The organism is Actinoplanes sp. G11-F43, assembly GCF_050589265.1.
Classification (GTDB): Bacteria; Actinomycetota; Actinomycetes; order Mycobacteriales; family Micromonosporaceae; genus Actinoplanes.
Window position 1 is genome coordinate 151620 of record NZ_JBNZCE010000005.1, and the last position, 18771, is coordinate 170390.

Consider the following 18771-nt stretch of genomic DNA (forward strand, 5'->3'; position numbering starts at 1 on the left):
GTAGCCATGTGGTGGCGGGGACATCCAGTGCTCTTTAGTAGGCTGCACTATCGTGGCGGGATATCTAGGGTCGTACGCCCTGCTCGGTCTGCTCCTGGCCGCCGGCGCGCTGCTGTTCGTGGCCGCGTTCGGGGCGAACCGGCTGCTCCGGCCGTCGCGCCCGGCGGAGCCCGCGGGCAAGCTGATCTCCTATGAGAGCGGCATCGATCCGGTCGGTGGCGACTGGGCGCAGGCGCAGATCCGGTATTACGTTTACGCGTACCTCTATGTGCTTTTCGCAGTGGAAGCGGTATTTCTCTTTCCCTGGGCGCTGATCTTCGATCGTCCCGGTTTCGGTGGCCTCGCGATCGCCGAGATGGGCATCTTCGTGGCGGTCCTGGCGCTGGGCATCCTCTACGCCTGGCGCAAGAAGATCCTCACCTGGACCTGACACATGGGTGGCGGGCTCGCCACCGGAAAGCGGACATGCCAACATCGTGCGCATGGGTCAGCTTCTGCTCTTCATCGTCGTGGCTCTCGTCGTCGCGACGATCGTCTTCGGCGTCACCGTTCTGCTGAGTGGGAGCGACCCCGGACTGACCCCGGTCGAGCCCGATGGCCGTGCGGTCCCGCTGCCCGGCGACCGTCCGCTCGGCGAGGACGACATCTCCCGGACCAGGTTCGACACCGTCGTCCGGGGCTACCGGATGGCGCAGGTGGACCAGGCGCTGCAGCGTGCCGCGTACGACATCGGCTACAAGGGTGAGCTGATCGGCGTGCTGGAGGCCGAGGTCGCCGCCCTGCGTGAGGGCCGTCAGGAGGACGCCGACGCGCTGCGCAAGGCGCGCGAGGCGGCGCTCGCCCCGGCCGTGGCACCGCCGGCGGAGCCGCCGGTCCCGCCGGGCCCGGACGCGCCGGTGATCCCGATGGAGGCCGGTCCGGAACCGGTGGAGAAGCGATGAGCAACGATTCGGAGGCCGGCCCAGCGGGACTGGGCGACCCGGCCAGTCCCGGCTCCGGCGAGTTCACCGCCACGGTGATCGTCAACGCGCCGGCACCCCAGGTCTTCGCGGCGTTCATGAACTGGGAGCGGCAGTCCGACTGGATTCCGTTCACCCGGGTCCGGGTGGTCGACGGCGACGGCGGCGAGGGCAGCCTGGTCGAGGCGGTCACCGCGCTCGGCCCGGCGGTGCTGCGCGACGAGTTGCAGGTGGTCAAGGTCAACGCGCCGTACGAGGTCCGGGTCGTGCACTGCGGCAAGGTGCTGCGGGGACCGGGCGCGATGCGGTGCACCGCGATGTCCGGCGATCGCACCCAGGTGGTGTTGCACGAGTGGTTCCACCTGCCGGCCGGCGCGGTCGGCAAGGTGGCCTGGCCGGTGCTCTGGCCGGGTTCGAAGCTGGGCTTCACCGGTGCCCTGAAGCGTTTCGCCCGCCTGGTCGAGCAGGGCCGGCTGCCGTGAGCACCGAGCAGGCCGGCTGCCGTGAGTGACGCCGTGGTCGGTGCTGACGGCCGGGCCCGCTGTCCGTGGGGCGGCAGCACGCCGGACTACGTGGCCTACCACGACGAGGAGTGGGGCCGGACGGTCCGCGGCGACGACGCGCTGTTCGAGCGGCTCACCCTGGAGGCCTTCCAGTCCGGGCTGTCGTGGATCACAATCCTGCGTAAGCGGCAGGCGTTCCGGGCGGCGTTCGCCGGGTTCTCGATCGCGCGGGTCGCCGCGTTCACCGAGGCCGACGCGACCCGGCTGATGGCCGATCCGGGGATCGTCCGGAACCGGATGAAGATCGACGCGGCTCTGCACAACGCCCGGGTGGCGGCCGGGCTGGATCTGACCGGGCTGCTCTGGTCGTTCGCGCCGCCGCGCCGGGACCGGCCGCGCGCTCTCGCCGACGTCCCGGCGGTCACCCCGGAGTCCACGGCCATGGCCAAGGCGCTGAAGAAGCGTGGCCTGAAGTTCGTCGGCCCGACCACCGCGTACGCGTTGATGCAGGCCACCGGCATGGTGGACGACCACCTCACGGACTGCTGGGTGCCCGTGATGAGATGACACCATGGCTCAGTTCGTGGTGATCATTCCGGAAGGGCAGTGGGCGACCGAGCGGTTGTTCCAGCACGACGCGGTGACGGTGCCCGCCGCCCCCTCAGCAGCGGCCGCGGCGGTCGGTGACGAGGTCCTGCTGGTCGCCGACGAGCACGTGGTGGCCCTGGCCCGGGTGGAGAAGGCAGACGGCGGCGAGCTGGCTCTGTGGTACCTGCGGCGGGCCTTCGACGAGCCGGTCGCGGCGGCCGGCCTGAGTGCCGGGCCGGCCGACGAGGCGACGTTCCAGCGGTTCGCCACCGCCCTGGGCGGCGCGGCCGACAAGAAGGCGTGGCTGGTCAGTGTGGCGATGCCGATCGAGGCGGTGAATCCGGCGGAGGCGGTGCGCCAGTTCTGGTCGCACGTGCTGGAGCTGGGCCCGGCCGAGCTGCCGACGTATGTCTGGCCGTCCGGTGACGAGCTGGCCATGCAGGCCTTCGTCCTCGGGGTCGAGAAGAACCAGGACCCCGAGGAGGAGGACGAGGACGAGTAGTCCTCAGCGGCCCTGGTATTCGGGCTTCTGCTTGTTCACGAAGGCGGTGACCGCGGCCTGATGGTCCGCGGTCGCGCCGCAGATCGACTGGGCCTGCGCCTCGGCCGCCAGGGCGTCGGAGAGGGTGCCGGCGGTGGCGATGGACAGCTCCCGCTTGATCGCGCCGTAGGCCACGGTCGGCCCGGCGGCCAGCCGCGCGGCCAGCTCCTGGGCTCGCGGCAGCACCTGCTCGTCGTCCTCCAGCAGCTCGGTGAGCATGCCGATCCGGCTCGCCTCGTCGGCTTTCACCGGCTTGGCGAGCAGCAGCAGCTCGACCGCCTTGGCGTGGCCGACGATCCGCGGCAGCGACCAGGAGATGCCGCTGTCCCCGGCCAGGCCCACGTTGGCGAACGCCATCAGGAAGCTGGTCTTCGGGCCACCGATCCGGAAGTCGGCGAGCAGGGCCAGTGAGGCGCCCGCCCCGGCGGCCATCCCGCGCACCGCCGCGATCACCGGCTTCGGCATGTTCGCCAGCCGCTGCGCGATCGGGTTGTAGTGCACCTGCACGGTGTTGAGATCGGTGCCCCCGGCCTGGAGCAGGGTGGCGTGCTCGCGCAGGTCCTGACCGCCGGAGAAGGCGCCGCCCGCGCCGGTCAGCACGATGGCCCGGCAGGACCGGTCGCTCTCCAGCGAGGCGAGGGTGTCCCGCAGCGCCTCCTTGAGGTCGACGGTGAAACTGTTCATCGCCTCGGGCCGGTTCAGGGTCAGGGTGACGACCGCGTCAGTACGGTCGACGAGCAGCGAGTCAGCCTTCAGTCCGTTTTTGGGCGGAGGGTGGGGCGGTCGGATGGCGGTCATGTCTCCGAGGGTCCCACACGTGCTCCACGAAGTGTCCTGTCCACATGCCGGTCGGCCGGTGTCCGCAGCCGGGCCGCGTGCTTGTCGAAGAAGGCGGCGGCCTTCACCCCGGGCCAGCCCGGGGGCAGCAGCGCGGACGGCAGTTGCGGGTCGGGAAAGACGATCGAGCGCCACGCATGGACCAGACGGAACCTCGCCGCGTACGCCTCCTCATCGGTACTACGTGGAGTGACCGCCTTGACGACGGGTTGTAGTGATTCGACGAACTCCTCGTACGACCGTCCGATTCGCCCCAGATCCCAGGCGCGGGCCACTATCCCGTTCGCCCCCACCGAACCGGCCGTGTGCGCGGCGCTGAACCGCTCGTACCCCACGCCCGCCTCGGTCAGCGCGGCCTCCGTCTCGTCGGACGCCCGGGGCGCCACCCACACCTGTTCGCTCAGCGATCCGTAGCCCAGATAGGTGAGGCGGGCCGCGTCCGGCCGTGCGACCGGCTGGTGCAGGAGGATCATGTCGAAGCGGCCGTCCCATCCGCCGCGACCGGTCCGGTACACCCTGGCGGCCGCTTCGTCGAGTCGTCGCGCGGCTTTCGGGGTGAGAACGTAGCCCGGTCCGGTGGCGAGACGTAGCGGATGCAGCCATCCCTGTCGCACCATTCGCGACACTGCGGTGCGGACCGCCGGCGCCGCGATGTCGAGCGGAGCAAGCAGTCTGACCAGGGCGGAGACGGGGGCGCGGGAACCACGGGCGCGCAGATAGTCACCGTACAGGTCGAAGAGTGCGGACCGCGCCTGCATGACCGCACATTGTGACAGCAGGAAAGGCGATATGCTAGACGCTGTCACATCCGCCCGGGCTGGGTTTGGGTTCGCCGGTGTTCATCAGGGAAAATGTTTGATCGGCACGGTGGGTCGCGGCGCGCGGAAGCGTGAAACGGCCTGAGCGGGCCGCCGGTCGGAAACGAGCACCGCGTCGCGTGGGGCTGAGCACGTGACGTGGCTGCTGGCATTCCAGGAGCAAGTGGCTGTGGGGCAACCCACCGACCCTGACGTAGGTCTGAGGGGAGACAAGATGGCGGCGATGAAGCCGCGGACGGGCGATGGTCCGCTGGAGGTCACCAAGGAGGGTCGTGGCATCGTCATGCGCGTCCCGCTGGAGGGTGGTGGCCGTCTCGTCGTTGAGATGACTCCGGACGAGGCCAACGCGCTGGGTGACGCGTTGAAGTCGATCGCCGGCTGACGTTTCACGCGAGCCCGCCGGTACGGTACCGCCCGTACCGGCGGGCTTTCCACGTCTTACGGAAAGGTCATCCTCCCGTGTTCACCATCCGATTGACGGACGTCCCCGACGAGACGTCCACCTGGCTCGTCCCGGCCGGTTCGCCGGTGCCGGGCGAGGTCGGCGCCGAGGTCGAGGCCCTGGCGCCGGACACCGGTGCCGGCCGGGTCACCGTGCTGCCCCGGCCGCTGCGGCAGCCGTCCCGGGTCCTGCTGGCCGGTGTCGGCGACGGCGCCGAGGCGGACTGGCGGGCGGCGGGCGCCGCCGCGATCCGCGAGGTGGCCGACGACGAGACCCTGCATGTCCTGATCCCGGCGGGGCTGGACCCGGCCGCGCTGCGTGGCCTGGCCGAGGGCCTCTGGCTGGGCGGTTACCGATACCGGGACGCGGCGAAACCGGTCCGCTCCGGCGAGGTCCGTCTGCGGGCCGACGACCTTTCGCGGTACGCCGACAGCCTCACCCGCGCCGAGATCACCGCCCGTGCCGTGTGGCTGGCCCGGGACCTGACCAACACGCCGTCCTCGGTGAAGAACCCGGAGTGGTTCGCCGCCCAGGTCGTCGCGGAGGCGGCGAGCCGGCCCGGCCTGACCGTGACCGTGCGCGCGGGTGACGAGTTGGAGCGCTTCGGTGGCCTGCGGGCCGTCGGCGGTGGCTCGGTGACCCCGCCGCGTTTCGTCGAGGTCTCCTGGCGGCCGGACGGCGCGACCACCCACGTGGCACTGGTCGGCAAGGGCATCACCTTCGACACCGGCGGCATCTCGATCAAGCCGCGGGACAGCATGAAACTGATGAAGAAGGACATGGGTGGGGCGGCGGCGGTCGCCGCCGCGACCCTGGCCGCCGCCGATCTGAACCTGCCGGTACGCGTGACGGCCCTCCTGCCGCTCGCCGAGAACGCGGTCGGGGCCGCCGCCTTCCGGCCCGGTGACGTGATCACCCACTACGACGGCTCGACCAGCGAGAACACCAACTCCGACGCGGAGGGCCGGCTGGTCCTGGCGGACGCTCTGGGGTATTCGGCGGAGCACGTCCGCCCCGATCTGACGGTCACCGTGGCCACCCTGACCGGAGCCAACGCGGTGGCCCTCGGCAAGCGCACCGCCGCACTGCTCACCCCGGACGACGACCTGGCCACCGCGCTGACCGCGGCCGGCACGGCGGCCGGCGAGCAGATCTGGCGGCTGCCGCTGTCCGACGACTACACCGAGCTGATGCGCAGCGACATCGCCGACCGGGTCAACGCGTCACCCGGCCCGGGGGTGGTGATGGCCGCGCTGTTCCTGCGCGACTTCTTCGGCGACACCCGGTGGGCGCACTTCGACATGTCCGCCCCGAGCTGGGCCGAGGCGGACGACGCGGAGCTGACCAAGGGCGCCACCGGCTGGGGCGCCCGGACGCTGCTGCGCTGGCTGTCAGCGCTTGACGGCGGTCAGCAGGCCGGCGCCTGAGGGGATCACCGCGGGGATCCACTCCTCGGACTCCCGGATCGCCTTCACCGTCTCCCGGACGGTCAGGGTGTCCACGTCACGGGCGGACGGGTCGTTGATCCGGCCGCCCGCGTGCGCCCCGTTCACGATCAGCACCCCGCCCGGCCGGAGCAGGCGCAGGGCGGCCTCGGTGCAGGCGGCGAACTCGGCGGTGTCGGCGTCCACGAAGATCAGGTCGTACGCGCCGTCGGACAGCCGGGGGAGCACGTCCAGCGCCCGGCCGCTGATGATCCGGGTGCGGCCGGGGGCGTACCCGGCCTCCTGGAAGATCCGCCGCGCGATCCGCTGGTGCTCGCGCTCGACGTCGATGGTGGTGAGGACCCCGTCCGGGCGCATCCCGCCGAGCAGCCAGATGCCACTCACGCCGGTGCCGGTGCCGATCTCGACCACGGCCTTGGCGCTGCCCGCGGCGGCCAGCAGGCGCAGCACGGAGCCGGCCCCGGGGGAGACGCTGGGCAGGCCGAGCTCGTGCGCCAGGGCACGCGCGGTCTGCAGAACCGGGTCCTCGGTGGCATAGGTCTCGGCGAACGGTATTGACTGAGCCGCCGGCTGACCGAATGAACGAGCGGGACCGATGATGACGACCTCCGTACAGCAGTGACGATGGCGCGCGCCGGAAAACGCGCACATCGGATAAGAGAGTAGAGCGATGTTCTCCGGTGATGCACCGTGCCGTCGATGGATAAACAGTCCGTTCGGCGCGGGAGCGGACCCGTGGCAAGGTGTGAACCGGTGAATCCGTGTCATCCTGGATGCGCGGAGCCGGGCGAGTGGAGGAGGCACCGACGTGACCGACGGCTGGAATTGGCGCCGGCCACCGAGCACCCATGCCCCCGGCGAGCCGTATCAGCCGGAGTCGCACTGGTGGTCGGAAGCGCAGTCCGACCCGTGGCGTGATCCCTACGCTGCGTCAGCCGTGGTGCTCCCGCCCCCTCCGTCCACCGGCGGCGTCCCGCTGGACCCCGCGCCGGACCCCGACCAGCCCCGTCGCGGCCAGTTCTCGATCCTGGCGATCGCGCTGGTCACGGCCCTGCTCGCGGGCTCCGTCGGCGGCACTCTCGGCTTCGTCTTCGCGGTCCGCGGCGGTTATGTCGAGGGCGGCGGCACCCAGCTCGGCGCGTCCGGGCAGAACGTCCCGGAGAGCACGCAGCGTGACCCCGACTCCTTGGCCGGGGTGGCCGAGCGGGTGCTGCCGAGCGTCGTCACGGTGCGCGTCAGCGGCGCGATCGGCTCCGGTTTCGTGGTCTCCACGGACGGCTACGTGATCACCAACGACCACGTGGTGGAGAGCGCCGACGACACCCTGTCGGTCTCGTTCTCGGACGGTTCCACCGCCTCCGCGAAACTCGTCGGCCGCGACCCGGAGTCCGACGTGGCAGTGATCAAAGTCGCAAAGGACGGCCTGACCCCGGTCGCGCTGGGCAACTCCGACGAGATCGCCGTCGGTGACCCGGTGCTCGCCTTCGGTTCACCCCTCGCCCTGGTCAACACCGTCACCTACGGCATCGTCAGCGCCGTGGACCGGACCATCCAGGCCGGCGAGTCCGGCAGCACCACCCGCTACTACGCGGCCATCCAGACCGACGCCGCGGTCAACCAGGGCAACTCCGGCGGGCCGCTGGTCAGCGCGAGTGGCCAGGTCATCGGGGTCAACTCGGTGATCCGCTCGGTCGGCAACAGCGACACCGAGGCCGGCAACATCGGCCTCGCCTTCGCCATCCCGATCAACCAGGCCAAGCGGGTGGCCGAGGACATCATCGACACCGGCAAGGCCCGCCGGACGGTGATCGGCGCCGAGGTGACCACCGGCGGCACCGCCTCCGGCGCCCGGCTGCGCAAGGTCGAGCCGGCCGGCCCCGCGGCCACCGCCGGTCTCCGCGCCGGTGATGTGCTCACCAAGATCGACGGTCGTCCGCTGGAGGACGGGACCGACCTGATCGCCCTGGTCCGCAAGTACGCGCCGGGTTCGACGGTGGCCGTCGAGTACCGTCGCGGCACCAAGACCGCCTCGGCCTCGGTGACGCTCGCCGCGGACAACAACTGACAGCTGCCGGGGTGTCCGCGCACAGCATGCGTGCGTAGTCTGGGCGCGGGACAGGCTGGGAGGCCGGACGTGTTCGAGAATCTGAACTGGTGGGAGATCGGCGCGCTGCTCATGCTCGCGCTGCTGATCTTCGGGGAGCGGCTGCCCAAGGTGATCGGTGACGGCCTGCGCATGCTGCGTGGCCTGCGCAACATGGCCCAGGGCGCGACCGCCGACCTGAGCCGTGAGCTCGGCACCGACATCCAGCTCGAAGACCTGCACCCGAAGGCGTTCATTCGCAAGCACCTGCTCAGCGAAGAGGACGAGCAGGCCATCCGGAAGCCGATCCAGACCCTCTTCGACGACGTGAAGCAGGACCTCAACGGGGTCAAGACCGAGCTGAACGACGTGGCCTCCGCCGTCGACATCCGCAAAGGCGCGACGCCGGTCGAGACGGCCCCCGTGGAGGCCACCCGACCGGCGCAGCGTTACGACCTGGACGCGACGTAGGACTGCTCCGCTTCGCCCGGCGGCGAATCGCGTCGGTCGCCTGGTTCAGCCCCGTTTGGCGTTGACCATCAGGCCGAGCGGCTTGCCGACCAGGGACTCGCGGCGGATCGCCAGCTTGTCGGCGACACCGTCCAGCGCCTTCGCGGCCGGGGCGTCCGGCTCGGCCAGCACGATCGGGGTGCCCCCGTCACCGGCCTCCCGCACCCGGGTGTCCAGCGGGATCTGACCCAGCAGCGGCACCCGCGCACCGATGGTGGTGGAGAGCGAGTCGGCGACCGTCTCGCCGCCGCCGGCGCCGAAGACCTCCATCCGGGAGCCGTCCGGCAGCTCCAGCCAGGACATGTTCTCCACCACACCGACCAGGCGCTGGTGGGTCTGCAGCGCGATCGCGCCGGCCCGCTCGGCCACCTCGGCGGCGGCCATCTGCGGGGTGGTGACGACCAGGATCTCCGCGTTCGGCAGCAGCTGGGCCAGCGAGATGGCCACGTCACCGGTGCCCGGCGGCAGATCGAGCAGCAGCACGTCCAGGTCACCCCAGTAGACGTCGGCCAGGAACTGCTGGAGCGCCCGGTGCAGCATCGGGCCGCGCCAGACCACCGCGGCGTTCCCGGCGGTGAACATGCCGATCGAGATCACCTTCACGCCGTGCGACTGCGGCGGCATGATCATTTCCTCGACGCGGGTGGGCCGGGACTCGACACCGAGCATCCGCGGCACCGAGTGGCCGTAGATGTCCGCGTCGATCACACCGACCGACAGGCCCCGCTTGGCCAGCGCCGCGGCCAGGTTGACCGTGACACTGGACTTGCCGACGCCTCCCTTGCCGCTGGCCACCGCGTACACCCTGGTCCGGGAGCCGGGCTGGGCGAACGGGATGACCGGCTCGGCGGACTCGCCGCCGCCGCGCAGGGTGGTCTGCAGGGCCTTGCGCTGTTCCTCGTTCATCACCCCGAAGTTGATCTCCACCCGGTCGATGCCGGGGATCTTCGTCAGGGCGTCGGTGATGTCGCTGTTCAGCTTGTCCCGCAGCGGGCAGCCGGCGACGGTGAGCAGCAGATCGACCTTGACCAGGTCGTCGCTCACGGTGAAGCCCGAGACCATGCCGAGGTCGGTGATCGGGCGGCGGATCTCGGGGTCGTCCACGGTCGCCAGAGCGGCCTGGATGGCGTCCTCGAGCGTGGAGGCAGGAGCGGACATGCAGCCCACTCTACGTCGCGGTCAGGTGTGCTCCTCGTCGCGCTCCATCCGCAGGCGCTTCTCCCGCCGGTGGGCCGCCTCGTCCAGTTCGTCGGCCAGCCGGGTCAGCTCCGAACGGAGGAAATCCCTGGTCGCGACCTCACCCAGGGAGATCCGCAGGGAGGCGATCTCCCGGGCCAGGAACTCGGTGTCGGCCTTCTGCATCGCCGCCCGCCGCCGGTCCTCCTCCATGATCAGGCGGTCCCGGTCGGCCTGCCGGTTCTGGGCCAGCAGGATCAGCGGCGCGGCGTACGACGCCTGCAGGGAGAGGGCCAGGGTGAGGAACATGAACGGGTACGGGTCGAACTGGATCCGCTCCGGCGCCAGGCTGTTCCACAGGAACCAGCCGGTGATCACCACCGTCATGTAGACGATGAACTTCGCCGTGCCCATGTACCGGGCGATCCCCTCCGACCAGCGGCCGAACGCCTCCGGATCGAACTTGGGCAGCTTCACCCGGCCCGGCTGGATCGGCTGGTCCAGCCGGTCGCGTCGATTCTCGCTCATGAGGCTTCCTCGTGGGTGTCCCGGTCACGCCAGTCCCGCGGCAGCGAGTGGTCCAGCACGTCGTCCACGGTCACCGCGCCCAGCAGCCGGTTCGTCGAGTCCACCACGGGCATCGCCACCAGGTCGTACGTCGCCATCCGCCGGGTGATCTCCAACAGTCCGGTCTCGGTCCGCAACGGGTCGATGCCGCTGTCCACCAGGCCACCCACGATCGAGGCCGGCGGCTCCCGCAGCAGCCGCTGAAAATGCACCATGCCCAGGTATCTACCCGTCGGTGTGGCACTCGGCGCACGTGCCACGAAGACCTGGGCGGCGATCACCGACGACAGTTCCGGGTTCCGGATCCGGGCCAGCGCCTCCGCCACCGTGGCGTCCGGGGTGAGGATCACCGGTTCCGAGGTCATCACACTGCCCGCGGTGCCCGGCCGGTAGCTCATCAGCTGCCGCACCGGCGCCGCCTCCTCCGGTTCCATCAGGTCCAGCAGCACCGCCTGTTCGGTCTGCGGCAGTTCGGCGAGCAGGTCGGCGGCGTCGTCCGGATCCATCCGTTCCAGCACGTCGGCGGCGCGTTCCCGGTCCAGCGCGACCAGGATGTCCACCTGGTCGTGTTCGGGCAGCTCCTCCAGCACGTCGGCCAGCCGCCGGTTGTCCATCGCCGCGGCCACCTCGTTGCGGCGGGCGTCCGGCATGTCCTGCAGCGAGTTGGCCACGTCGGCCGGGCGCATCTGGTCCAGCAGCGCGATCGTGTTCGCGGTGCCCTGCGCGTCGGTCGGCCCGACCAGCCCACGAACCCGGTCGTACTCCGCCTGAAAGACATGTCCCCGGCGGGCCAGCCGGCCGGTGTGCTCCCGGACCGCCACCCGCGTGATGATCCACTCGGTGTTGCGGTTCAGCTCCATGCCGATGTCCACCACCGTGCCGGCATGATCCGGCCCGTCGTCCTGCTCCGGCACCACCGTCACCCGGCGGTCCAGCAGATCCTCCAGCACCAGCAGCTCGTTCGGGCGTTTCTCGAACCGCCGCAGGTTCAGCGACCCCGTCCCGAGCATCACGGACTCGGCGTCCATGCTGGTGACCCGCCCGATCGGCAGGAAGATCCGGCGCCGCAGGGCCATCTCACCGACCAGCCCGACGATCTGCGGCGGCCGGTTCGTGGTGCGCAGCCGGATCACCGCGTCACGCACCCGCCCGACGCGGTCGCCGATCGGGTCGAACACCGGAAGACCCGCGAGGCGAGCCAGATAAACCCTCGTCCCCATGGTCACGACCTCAGACTAGGTTAGGGTCCGGGCATGTCCACCTTGGCGTACGAGATCGTCGACGTGTTCACGGATCGGCCGTTCGCCGGCAATCCTCTGGCGGTCGTGTTCGGCGCCGAGGCCCTGGCCACCGCCCAGATGCAGGCGCTGGCCCGCGAGTTCAACCTGTCCGAGACGGTTTTCCTGCTCCCGCCCACCACACCGGACGCCACCCACCACATCCGGATCTTCACCCCCGAGACGGAACTCCCGTTCGCCGGCCACCCCAGCGTCGGCGCGGCGGTGACCGCCATGCGCCGCGGCATCATCCCGGCCGGCCAGGTGATCCAGGAGTGCGGCGCGGGTTTGCTGCCGCTGACCGTCACCGAGTCGGGCGCGGCCACATTGACCGGCGCGGCGCCCAGCCTGGGCGCTCCGGTCCCCCCGGAGCCCCTGCTCGCCGCAACCGGCCTGACGGCCGAGGACTACGCGGGCGACGGCGAGGCGGTCCCCCGCCCGGCGGGTTGCGGCCTGGATTGGACCTATCTTCCGGTACGGCGTACCGCCCTCCCCAGAATCCACCTGAACCACCAGGCCCTCCTGTCCCTGAACCTGACCGACCTGGCCGTCTTCGCCTGGACCCCGTCCCTGCCCGTGACCCCGACCCTGACCCCGTCCTCGGTTGTGCCGCCGTCCTCGGTTGTGCCGCCGTCCTCGTCCTCGCCTGTGTCTCCCATCTCGTCAACCGATCCCGGAACGTCCGGCGAGGCCCACGCGCGCGTCTTCGTGGCCGGAAGCTCCGTTCCGGAGGATCCGGCCACCGGCTCGGCGGCTCTGGGCTTAGGCGTGTGGCTGATATCGGCCGGTTGGCTCCCGGCAGACGGAACGTTCTCCTACCGCATCCACCAGGGCATCGAGATGAAGCGCCCGTCCCGCCTCCACTGCACAGTCACAGCTTCCGCGGGCATCGCCCAGTCCGCCACGGTCACCGGCCACGTCTGGCCGGTAGCCGAGGGCCGCATAGCGGTCCCGCCCTTCATCGGCTGACCGCCCCGACCCAGCCCGCCCGCGAACCCGGCCCAGGAGACCTCCGCAGCCCGAGCGGCCTCCCTCGTCCAGGTCCGCCCGCGCCGCCCGACCCCGGCCCAACGCGTGCCTGCTTGCCGTGCGCGCCTGGCCGTGCGCGTGTGGGTGTCAGCCTGGCTTGCGGACGTGGTGGAGGCGGAACGGGCGTGGGGTCTCGGCCCGGGCTGGGGAGTCGCGCGGTGGTTCGGCGTGGGACTCGGCGGGGATGTCGGCGGCGCCGATGGCGGACTCGGCGGCTGGGGTGAGGCGGACCACCGCGCAGCCGTCGGCCGACCATCTGGCGACCACATCGGTGGCACTGCCGGTGGCGTTGAGTCGTTTGCCGGCGAGTTGTGGGGCGATCTCGTTCCACTCGTCGCTGCCTGGGGTCAAGCGGGTGACGGTGGCCTCGGCCAGCACGATCAAGCCGCCGTGATCACCGCGCAGCCGGACCGTAGCCCGGTCCGCCTCGGCCAGGCCGGGAGCGAACTGCTCGCCCGGGCCGCTGACGACCACCAGCGAGGAATCGGCCGGCATGCACCAGAGCGCGTAGGCCGGGCCGTCGGCCACCGAGATCCAGGCGATGGCCGCCTTTTTGATCGCCTCTTCCAGCACTCCGTTGCTCACCGGTCCATCCTTCCACGCCCCGAGTGCCCCAGCGGACGACGTCGTACGCCCTGTGGACAACCCCGCGAACACCTGTGGACAACGACCCGGGCGCTGATGAAAGCAACGACCCGGCCGCCGACCGGATGGCACTGAGGTGGGCGCCGCCGGAAAGCGACGTGGGCACCTGGCCGGAGGGCGGCGAGGCGGGTGCTGATCGAAACCGACAAAGCAGGCGAATCGACATCGCGGGCGAATCGGCAACGCGGGCGCCGACGGGAGCACGATCAGCGGCGACAGGAGTAGCCGGTGAGTGGCGCATCCGCCCGGCGGTCGCGTTGCGGTCCGGGGCCGGCGCCTGCCTCGCGTGGCGGTCCGGGGGCCACTGGTTGCTCTTGTCCGGCCCTTGCGGCGTACCGAAAAAAGGGCAGTAAACCGTGACCGGACCGCGGTCAGACCATGGCGGGAATCGGGTCGAGGAGGGTCAGCACCTCGGTCAGGGATCGGACGGTGCGGCCGGCGAAGTTGGTGTCGGCGTCGAAGACCAGGTGATTGGCGAGATCAGGAGCGGTCAGCCGCACGGGGGTCATGCCGACGGCCGCGGCTCCGGTGAGTTCGTGGCTGCCGCCGTCGCCGACGTACAGGCAGTCGGCGGGGGCCACTCCGAGCCGGTCGCAGGCGGCCAGGTAGATCTCCGGGTCGGGTTTGCAGATGCCCAGCTCGACCGAGAAGATCTGGGCGTCCAGCAGGGGTGCCACCGGGAGGCTGGGCAGGAAGGCGGGGAGTTCGTGGGTGCAGTCGCTGATCACGGCGGTGCGCACGCCCCGGCTTCGGATGGCGGTGAGGGCGCTGATTGCTTCCGGTCGCAGCCTGGTGTCGGCGCGGAGGGCGTCGACGCGGGCCGGCATGGCTGCGCGGATGGCGCCGGGGTGGGGGCGGCCGCCGGCCTGTTCGATGACCCAGCGGAGGGTGGCCTCGGCCGAGCCGTAGCTGCCGCGGGCGCGGGCCCGGAAGGTGCGGTTGAGGACGCCGGTGACGGCGTCCGGATCGGCGCCGAGGGCCCTGGCGATGTCCGCGTGCTGTGGGCCGCGCTGGACAGACCGGGTCAAAGTGCCAAAAAAGTCAAACACGACCGCACGGTACGAAGACATGTGATTCGGCTTCCGAGGCATCGAGGGATGGAAACGGACAGTGAGCCGTCGGTGACTGTAGCGATTCCATCACTGTCCGCCAATAGAGGGTCGCAAACTGTGGCGCACGACTACGCAAGAAGCGACGGCCGGGGATGAATATGCGCTCACCAGCACCTACCGTCGTCGCGCTGGCCGTCGCGGTCCTCGCCGTCAGCTCGTCCGGCCCGTTGATCGCCTTCGCGGCCGCACCGGCTCTGGCCATCGCGTTCTGGCGTAATGCGATCGCCGCGACCGCCCTCACCCCGTTTGCCGTCGGGCCCCGGCGGGCCGAGGTGCGCCACGCCGCTCGCGGGATGGCCGGAGTCTTCTCGGTGCTGGCCGGATTGGCGCTGGCCGCACATTTCGCCACCTGGATGCCGAGCGTGCAACTCGGTTCGGTGGCCACCGCCGCCGCGCTGGTCGCCACCCAGCCGGTGTGGCAGGGCCTGATCGCGGCGGCGCAGGGCCGGCGGCCGTCGACCGCCGGGTGGATCGGCATCGGGCTGGCGGTGGCCGGCGCGGCCTGGGCCACCGGTGCGGATCTCGGCGTCTCGGCCCAGGCCGTCCTCGCCGATGTGCTGGCACTGCTCGGGGCGGTCTTCGCGGCCGTCTACACCGCGCTCGGCGAGCGGGCCCGGACCGAGTTGAGCACCACCACGTACACCTGGATCTGCTACGGCACCTGCGCGGTGGTCCTGCTCGCCGTCTGCCTGATCTTCGGTGTGGATCTGAGTGGGTACGACGGACGGACCTGGGCGGCGATCCTGGCGATCGTGGCCGGCGCCCAACTGCTCGGGCACTCGATGTTCAACTACGCGCTGCAGCACACCTCGGCGACCACGGTCAGCGTGCTGATCCTGCTGGAGGTGCCGGGCGCCGCCCTGCTCGCCTGGTGGTGGCTGGATCAGGTGCCGCGGGCGAGCACGCTGCCCGGCCTGCTTCTGCTGGTCGCCGGAGTCGCCGTGGTGATCCTGCACCGGGCCTCTTTCCAGGTAAATCGGCGCTGATCCGCCCCGGAGCACCCGGTGATGGCGTTGTTTGGACTGGCGGCCGTACCGGGGTATTGAAGGGGGATGCCATGTATCGCGATCGAATGCTCCGCCTGCTGCTCGCCGGAGCGCTCGTGATGACCGCCCCGGCGTGCGGCGAGGGCGACGACGCGGGCGCCCGGCCCGCCGACGTGCCGGGCGGTGGCTGGCGGACGCCCGGCTGCGAGTTCAACCGGCCCGCGCAGTACACGACGGTCGGCGGCCGGCGGATGCCGGTGACCCCACCGCGGCTGGCCGCCGTGATGGAGCTGATCGACCGGACCGGGCGGGAGCGGTTCGCGGACAGCTTCGCCGGCTTGGAGGTCGACCAGGCGAAGGTCCGGGCGGTGGTGTTCCGGGTGCCGGACGCCGCCTTCGACGACTTCATCCGGGCCAGTGCCGAGGACACCTGTGTGGTCGTCCGGGACGCCGCCCACGCCGTGTCCGAACTCACCACCTGGCACGACCGGCTGGTGGCCGACCTGCCCTACTGGTCGGCCCGCGAGCTGTCGATCACCACGGTCGGCAGCCGGCACGACGGTTCCGGCGTCGAGGTCGGCACTCGTGAGCTGGAACGGACCCGGCAGGAGTTGCTGGCCCGTTACGGTGAGCATGCTCCCCTCGTTTTCGTCGAGGAGGGCCCGTTCCGTCCGCTGGGTTCCGGCTGACCGTTTTCCGGCGGACGTCCGGTACGCCACAGTGACACGATGTTTGCCCAGGACTTCCGGAGCAGGCAGGATCGCCGCATGGTCTTCGACGCCCGTTCCACCGGGGGCAGTCCGTCCCGGCGCGACACCACACGCCCCGCCGCCGGCCGGCCACCACGCTCCGGCGTCCCCGACAACCCGGCCGATTCCGATGTCCCCGCCGAGGCCGGCGACATCGTGCCGCCACCGGCCACCGACATGCAGGAGCTCGTCGAGGCGGAGATCGAGGCGGCCGCCGACGGCCCGGTGACACTCCGCCTGGACGGGAAGGTCGCCCTGGTCACCGGGGCCGGCAGCCCCGACGGTATCGGCTACGCGATCGCCCGCCGGCTGCGTGATCTCGGCGCCCGGGTGGCCATCGTGTCCACCACCCGCCGCATCCACGAGCGGGCCTCCGAGCTCGGCGTGACCGGTTTTGTGGCCGACCTCACCGACGAGTCCGAGGTGGGCGCCCTCGCCGACGCGATCTCCGACCAGCTCGGCGACGTGGAGGTGCTGGTCAACAACGCCGGTCTGGCGAGCCGTGCCAGCCCCGAGGTGCTCCGCCCGGTGGCCCAGCTCACCTACGACGAGTGGAAGGCCGAGATCGATCGGAACCTGAGCACCGCGTTCCTGTGCAGCCGGGCGTTCTGCGGCAGCATGTCGGAGCGGGGCTGGGGCCGGATCGTGAACCTGGCGGCCACCGCCGGGCCGGTGAACGCGCTGCCCACCGAGGCGGCTTACGCCGCGGCCAAGGCGGGCGTGGTGGGTCTCACCCGGGCGCTCGCCATGGAGTTGGTCGCCGACGGGATCAACGTCAACTGCGTGGCCCCCGGGACCATCTACACCGCGGCCTCGACGGTCACCGAGATCAAACAGGGATTGGGTACGCCCATCGGCCGCCCCGGAACCCCGGACGAGGTCGCGGCAGCAGTGGCATTCCTCTGCTCGCCGGCCGCGTCGTACATCACCGGCCAGATGCTGGTGGTCGACGGTGGCAACAGCGTCCGTGAGGCGCAGTTCCGCTGAGGGTCGTCCTGCCGGCCGGCACCCCCGTCGGCCGGCACGACCTCAGCTGCGCGCGTCAGTAGGTGCTGGTGCCACTGGTACCGGCACTGAACACGATCGCCGCGATGACAACCGCGCAATAGATCACCATGATGCCGGTGAAGATGTAACCCAGGACCAGGCCGGCGGTGGCCAGACCACCGCCCTGCTCGCCGCTGCGGGAGATCTGCTTCTTGGCGAGGTGACCGAGAACGATCGCGACCGGCGCGAAGATGAACGCGAACACCAGCGACAGGATCGCCATCGTGTTCGTCGGCATCACCTGGGGCGGGCCATACGGCGAGCCGTAGGCGGGCTGGCCGAACTGCGCCGGGCCACCGAACGGGTTCTTGTCACCGGTGGGCGGGTAGCCGGGCGGCGGCGGGTAGCCGGGCTGGCCGTAACCGCTGGTCGGGGCGCCGTAGCCCGGACCGCTGGTGGGCGGCGGGCTGTAACCCGGGGCGCCACTGGTCGGCTGACCGTAGCCCGGGGCGCCACTGGTCGGCTGACCATAGCCGGGACCGCCACTGGTCGGCGCGGGGCTGGTCGGCGGTGAATAGGGCGGCGGGTACTGCAAGGTCGGGTCGGCGGGCGGGGGCTGCGGCGGCTGGTACGGGTCCGGCGCGCCGTCAGCCGGCGGCGGGGGATAGCTCATTGACGTCCTCCTAGAAGTCCTCGCACCGTACCGCCCAGGTGAGAAGCCGGTCAGCGTAGGCGTGGCTGGTCTTGATCGTCCTGGTTTCCACCGGCTTCGCTGGCTACGAACCCGGCAGCCTTCCATCCTCGCTGGTCGTGTCGATTCCCGCGCGCCCGGACCGCTCCTCGAAGGCGTGATCCGGCCGACAAAGATCGCTGCTCAGGCCCGCGGACATCGCGGGTCGGCTCGGCTGGCGTCGCGGGATCAGCTCGGCAGGCGTCGTGGGTAGGTCCGGTGGGCATTGCGGGATCAGCTCGGCAGGCGTCGCGGGTGAGTCCGCCGGACATCGCGGCCAGGACGGCAGGCGTCGCGGGCCGGTCCGTCGGGCGTCGCGGGTCAGGACGGCGGCTGCAACCGGCCGACCGCCCGCTCCACGGCCATGCACCGGTCCTCCACGTAGTCGATGCCCGCCTCCTCGGCGATCTGTCGCGCCTCGGCGGACACGATGCCGCTCTGCAGCCACACCGCGGGCGCCTTGATCGCCACCGCCTGCCGGACCACCTCGATCGCGGCCTCGGCCGGCCGGAACACGGTCACCAGATCGACCGGCTCGCCGAGATCGGCCAGCGTGGCGACGGTGGGAACCCCGAAGACCTCGGCCACGAACGGGTTGACCGGGATGATCCGCCAGCCCTGCCGCAGCATCTGCAACGGCACCGTGTGGGCCGGTTTGCCGGGGTCACGGGAGGCGCCGACCACCGCGATGACCTTCGCCTCGGCCAGGATCTGCTGAGCGCTCCGCATACCCCGACTGTATCCCCGCGCCGCCGGCTCCACCGCCCGTGCAACCGGCACCGCCCGT

23 protein-coding genes are annotated in these 18771 nt (G+C 71.1%); 13 read left to right on the plus strand and 10 right to left on the minus strand.

Features of this window, described 5'->3' with window-relative positions; all coding sequences use genetic code 11:
* Positions 1 to 52 precede the first annotated feature (52 nt).
* The 5 genes from ndhC to ACQ0O7_RS05825 are packed head-to-tail and all read left to right on the plus strand — an operon-like array spanning position 53 to position 2552.
* Positions 53 to 430: an NADH-quinone oxidoreductase subunit A gene (gene ndhC / locus ACQ0O7_RS05805; RefSeq protein WP_430780704.1), complete on the plus strand. Its 378-nt coding sequence runs from the start codon at positions 53 to 55 to the stop codon at positions 428 to 430.
* A gap of 52 nt (positions 431 to 482) precedes the next feature.
* The gene (locus tag ACQ0O7_RS05810; protein ID WP_430780705.1) at positions 483 to 941 is read left to right on the plus strand and encodes a DivIVA domain-containing protein; all 459 of its coding nucleotides are present in this window, start codon (positions 483 to 485) and stop codon (positions 939 to 941) included.
* Complete coding sequence (locus tag ACQ0O7_RS05815) at positions 938 to 1441, plus strand: SRPBCC family protein (protein WP_430780706.1); 504 nt, start codon at positions 938 to 940, stop codon at positions 1439 to 1441. Before ACQ0O7_RS05810 ends, ACQ0O7_RS05815 begins: the two co-directional genes overlap by 4 nt.
* Positions 1442 to 1462: 21 nt before the next feature.
* Positions 1463 to 2029 (plus strand): DNA-3-methyladenine glycosylase I, encoded by a 567-nt coding sequence (locus ACQ0O7_RS05820; protein ID WP_430780707.1) that lies wholly within the window; start codon positions 1463 to 1465, stop codon positions 2027 to 2029.
* A 4-nt stretch (positions 2030 to 2033) separates the two neighbouring features.
* On the plus strand, positions 2034 to 2552 hold the full coding sequence (locus tag ACQ0O7_RS05825) for a hypothetical protein (protein ID WP_430780708.1): 519 nt from the start codon (positions 2034 to 2036) through the stop codon (positions 2550 to 2552).
* 3 nt (positions 2553 to 2555) lie between these two features.
* On the opposite strand, the gene ACQ0O7_RS05830 is transcribed toward ACQ0O7_RS05825, so the two are convergent.
* Together ACQ0O7_RS05830 and ACQ0O7_RS05835 are read right to left on the minus strand one after the other, a co-directional pair.
* Positions 2556 to 3389 (minus strand): enoyl-CoA hydratase-related protein, encoded by an 834-nt coding sequence (locus ACQ0O7_RS05830; RefSeq protein ID WP_430780709.1) that lies wholly within the window; start codon positions 3387 to 3389, stop codon positions 2556 to 2558.
* Positions 3386 to 4186, minus strand: coding sequence for a PaaX family transcriptional regulator (locus tag ACQ0O7_RS05835; RefSeq protein ID WP_430780710.1), 801 nt, complete (start codon positions 4184 to 4186; stop codon positions 3386 to 3388). Before ACQ0O7_RS05835 ends, ACQ0O7_RS05830 begins: the two co-directional genes overlap by 4 nt.
* A gap of 274 nt (positions 4187 to 4460) precedes the next feature.
* Between ACQ0O7_RS05835 and ACQ0O7_RS05840 the strand changes: the two genes are divergently transcribed.
* Together ACQ0O7_RS05840 and ACQ0O7_RS05845 are read left to right on the plus strand one after the other, a co-directional pair.
* Positions 4461 to 4628 (plus strand): DUF3117 domain-containing protein, encoded by a 168-nt coding sequence (locus ACQ0O7_RS05840; RefSeq protein ID WP_014447667.1) that lies wholly within the window; start codon positions 4461 to 4463, stop codon positions 4626 to 4628.
* A 77-nt stretch (positions 4629 to 4705) separates the two neighbouring features.
* Positions 4706 to 6115, plus strand: a complete 1410-nt coding sequence (locus ACQ0O7_RS05845) for a leucyl aminopeptidase family protein (RefSeq protein ID WP_430780711.1) — start codon at positions 4706 to 4708, stop codon at positions 6113 to 6115.
* Here ACQ0O7_RS05845 and ACQ0O7_RS05850 read toward each other — a convergent pair.
* Positions 6080 to 6784: an O-methyltransferase gene (locus tag ACQ0O7_RS05850; protein ID WP_430780712.1), complete on the minus strand. Its 705-nt coding sequence runs from the start codon at positions 6782 to 6784 to the stop codon at positions 6080 to 6082. The two genes, ACQ0O7_RS05845 and ACQ0O7_RS05850, sit on opposite strands and share 36 nt — an antisense overlap.
* 157 nt (positions 6785 to 6941) lie before the next feature.
* Between ACQ0O7_RS05850 and ACQ0O7_RS05855 the strand changes: the two genes are divergently transcribed.
* Both ACQ0O7_RS05855 and ACQ0O7_RS05860 read left to right on the plus strand, forming a co-directional pair.
* Positions 6942 to 8198 carry a S1C family serine protease gene (locus ACQ0O7_RS05855; RefSeq protein WP_430780713.1) on the plus strand — a complete coding sequence of 419 codons (1257 nt, stop codon included), beginning with the start codon at positions 6942 to 6944 and terminating at the stop codon, positions 8196 to 8198.
* 69 nt (positions 8199 to 8267) lie between these two features.
* Positions 8268 to 8687 carry a preprotein translocase subunit TatB gene (locus ACQ0O7_RS05860; protein ID WP_430780714.1) on the plus strand — a complete coding sequence of 140 codons (420 nt, stop codon included), beginning with the start codon at positions 8268 to 8270 and terminating at the stop codon, positions 8685 to 8687.
* A 45-nt stretch (positions 8688 to 8732) separates the two neighbouring features.
* On the opposite strand, the gene ACQ0O7_RS05865 is transcribed toward ACQ0O7_RS05860, so the two are convergent.
* From ACQ0O7_RS05865 to ACQ0O7_RS05875, 3 genes are read right to left on the minus strand one after another with little or no spacing between them, the layout of a single operon-like run.
* Complete coding sequence (locus ACQ0O7_RS05865) at positions 8733 to 9884, minus strand: Mrp/NBP35 family ATP-binding protein (protein ID WP_430780715.1); 1152 nt, start codon at positions 9882 to 9884, stop codon at positions 8733 to 8735.
* 21 nt (positions 9885 to 9905) lie between these two features.
* Positions 9906 to 10430, minus strand: coding sequence for a DUF1003 domain-containing protein (locus tag ACQ0O7_RS05870; RefSeq protein ID WP_430780716.1), 525 nt, complete (start codon positions 10428 to 10430; stop codon positions 9906 to 9908).
* Positions 10427 to 11695: a magnesium transporter MgtE N-terminal domain-containing protein gene (locus ACQ0O7_RS05875; RefSeq protein WP_430780717.1), complete on the minus strand. Its 1269-nt coding sequence runs from the start codon at positions 11693 to 11695 to the stop codon at positions 10427 to 10429. The genes ACQ0O7_RS05870 and ACQ0O7_RS05875 overlap by 4 nt, the downstream gene beginning before the upstream one ends.
* Positions 11696 to 11722: 27 nt before the next feature.
* On the opposite strand from ACQ0O7_RS05875, the gene ACQ0O7_RS05880 reads away from it, so the two are divergent.
* On the plus strand, positions 11723 to 12715 hold the full coding sequence (locus ACQ0O7_RS05880) for a PhzF family phenazine biosynthesis protein (RefSeq protein WP_430780718.1): 993 nt from the start codon (positions 11723 to 11725) through the stop codon (positions 12713 to 12715).
* Between the two features lie 147 nt (positions 12716 to 12862).
* Here the strand turns inward: ACQ0O7_RS05880 and ACQ0O7_RS05885 are convergent, their stop codons facing one another.
* Positions 12863 to 13360 (minus strand): hypothetical protein, encoded by a 498-nt coding sequence (locus ACQ0O7_RS05885; RefSeq protein ID WP_430780719.1) that lies wholly within the window; start codon positions 13358 to 13360, stop codon positions 12863 to 12865.
* 431 nt (positions 13361 to 13791) lie between these two features.
* Entirely contained in the window at positions 13792 to 14490 is a 699-nt protein-coding gene (locus tag ACQ0O7_RS05890; protein ID WP_430780720.1) for an HAD family hydrolase, read from the minus strand.
* 140 nt (positions 14491 to 14630) lie between these two features.
* Here ACQ0O7_RS05890 and ACQ0O7_RS05895 point away from each other — a divergent pair, with 140 nt between their 5' ends.
* The 3 genes from ACQ0O7_RS05895 to ACQ0O7_RS05905 all read left to right on the plus strand — a co-directional run bounded on the left by ACQ0O7_RS05895 (position 14631) and on the right by ACQ0O7_RS05905 (position 17254).
* Complete coding sequence (locus ACQ0O7_RS05895; RefSeq protein ID WP_430780721.1) at positions 14631 to 15518, plus strand: DMT family transporter; 888 nt, start codon at positions 14631 to 14633, stop codon at positions 15516 to 15518.
* A 71-nt stretch (positions 15519 to 15589) separates the two neighbouring features.
* Positions 15590 to 16207 (plus strand): hypothetical protein, encoded by a 618-nt coding sequence (locus ACQ0O7_RS05900; RefSeq protein WP_430780722.1) that lies wholly within the window; start codon positions 15590 to 15592, stop codon positions 16205 to 16207.
* Between the two features lie 78 nt (positions 16208 to 16285).
* The gene (locus ACQ0O7_RS05905; RefSeq protein WP_430780723.1) at positions 16286 to 17254 is read left to right on the plus strand and encodes an SDR family NAD(P)-dependent oxidoreductase; all 969 of its coding nucleotides are present in this window, start codon (positions 16286 to 16288) and stop codon (positions 17252 to 17254) included.
* Between the two features lie 55 nt (positions 17255 to 17309).
* Here the strand turns inward: ACQ0O7_RS05905 and ACQ0O7_RS05910 are convergent, their stop codons facing one another.
* The gene (locus tag ACQ0O7_RS05910) at positions 17310 to 17927 is read right to left on the minus strand and encodes a DUF4190 domain-containing protein (protein WP_430780724.1); all 618 of its coding nucleotides are present in this window, start codon (positions 17925 to 17927) and stop codon (positions 17310 to 17312) included.
* 378 nt (positions 17928 to 18305) lie between these two features.
* Entirely contained in the window at positions 18306 to 18713 is a 408-nt protein-coding gene (locus ACQ0O7_RS05915) for a CoA-binding protein (protein ID WP_430780725.1), read from the minus strand.
* Positions 18714 to 18771 lie beyond the last annotated feature (58 nt).

Bases quoted from the DNA above. Each gene is read 5' to 3' on its own strand.
- ACQ0O7_RS05810 (WP_430780705.1), top strand. From the start codon at position 483: ATGGGTCAGCTTCTGCTCTTCATCGTCGTGGCTCTCGTCGTCGCGACG.
- ACQ0O7_RS05815 (WP_430780706.1), top strand. From the start codon at position 938: ATGAGCAACGATTCGGAGGCCGGCCCAGCGGGACTGGGCGACCCGGCC.
- ACQ0O7_RS05825 (WP_430780708.1), top strand. From the start codon at position 2,034: ATGGCTCAGTTCGTGGTGATCATTCCGGAAGGGCAGTGGGCGACCGAG.
- ACQ0O7_RS05830 (WP_430780709.1), bottom strand. From the start codon at position 3,389: ATGACCGCCATCCGACCGCCCCACCCTCCGCCCAAAAACGGACTGAAG.
- ACQ0O7_RS05835 (WP_430780710.1), bottom strand. From the start codon at position 4,186: ATGCAGGCGCGGTCCGCACTCTTCGACCTGTACGGTGACTATCTGCGC.
- ACQ0O7_RS05840 (WP_014447667.1), top strand. From the start codon at position 4,461: ATGGCGGCGATGAAGCCGCGGACGGGCGATGGTCCGCTGGAGGTCACC.
- ACQ0O7_RS05850 (WP_430780712.1), bottom strand. From the start codon at position 6,784: ATGTGCGCGTTTTCCGGCGCGCGCCATCGTCACTGCTGTACGGAGGTC.
- ACQ0O7_RS05865 (WP_430780715.1), bottom strand. From the start codon at position 9,884: ATGTCCGCTCCTGCCTCCACGCTCGAGGACGCCATCCAGGCCGCTCTG.
- ACQ0O7_RS05870 (WP_430780716.1), bottom strand. From the start codon at position 10,430: ATGAGCGAGAATCGACGCGACCGGCTGGACCAGCCGATCCAGCCGGGC.
- ACQ0O7_RS05880 (WP_430780718.1), top strand. From the start codon at position 11,723: ATGTCCACCTTGGCGTACGAGATCGTCGACGTGTTCACGGATCGGCCG.
- ACQ0O7_RS05890 (WP_430780720.1), bottom strand. From the start codon at position 14,490: ATGTCTTCGTACCGTGCGGTCGTGTTTGACTTTTTTGGCACTTTGACC.
- ACQ0O7_RS05895 (WP_430780721.1), top strand. From the start codon at position 14,631: ATGCGCTCACCAGCACCTACCGTCGTCGCGCTGGCCGTCGCGGTCCTC.
- ACQ0O7_RS05900 (WP_430780722.1), top strand. From the start codon at position 15,590: ATGTATCGCGATCGAATGCTCCGCCTGCTGCTCGCCGGAGCGCTCGTG.
- ACQ0O7_RS05905 (WP_430780723.1), top strand. From the start codon at position 16,286: ATGGTCTTCGACGCCCGTTCCACCGGGGGCAGTCCGTCCCGGCGCGAC.
- ACQ0O7_RS05910 (WP_430780724.1), bottom strand. From the start codon at position 17,927: ATGAGCTATCCCCCGCCGCCGGCTGACGGCGCGCCGGACCCGTACCAG.
- ACQ0O7_RS05915 (WP_430780725.1), bottom strand. From the start codon at position 18,713: ATGCGGAGCGCTCAGCAGATCCTGGCCGAGGCGAAGGTCATCGCGGTG.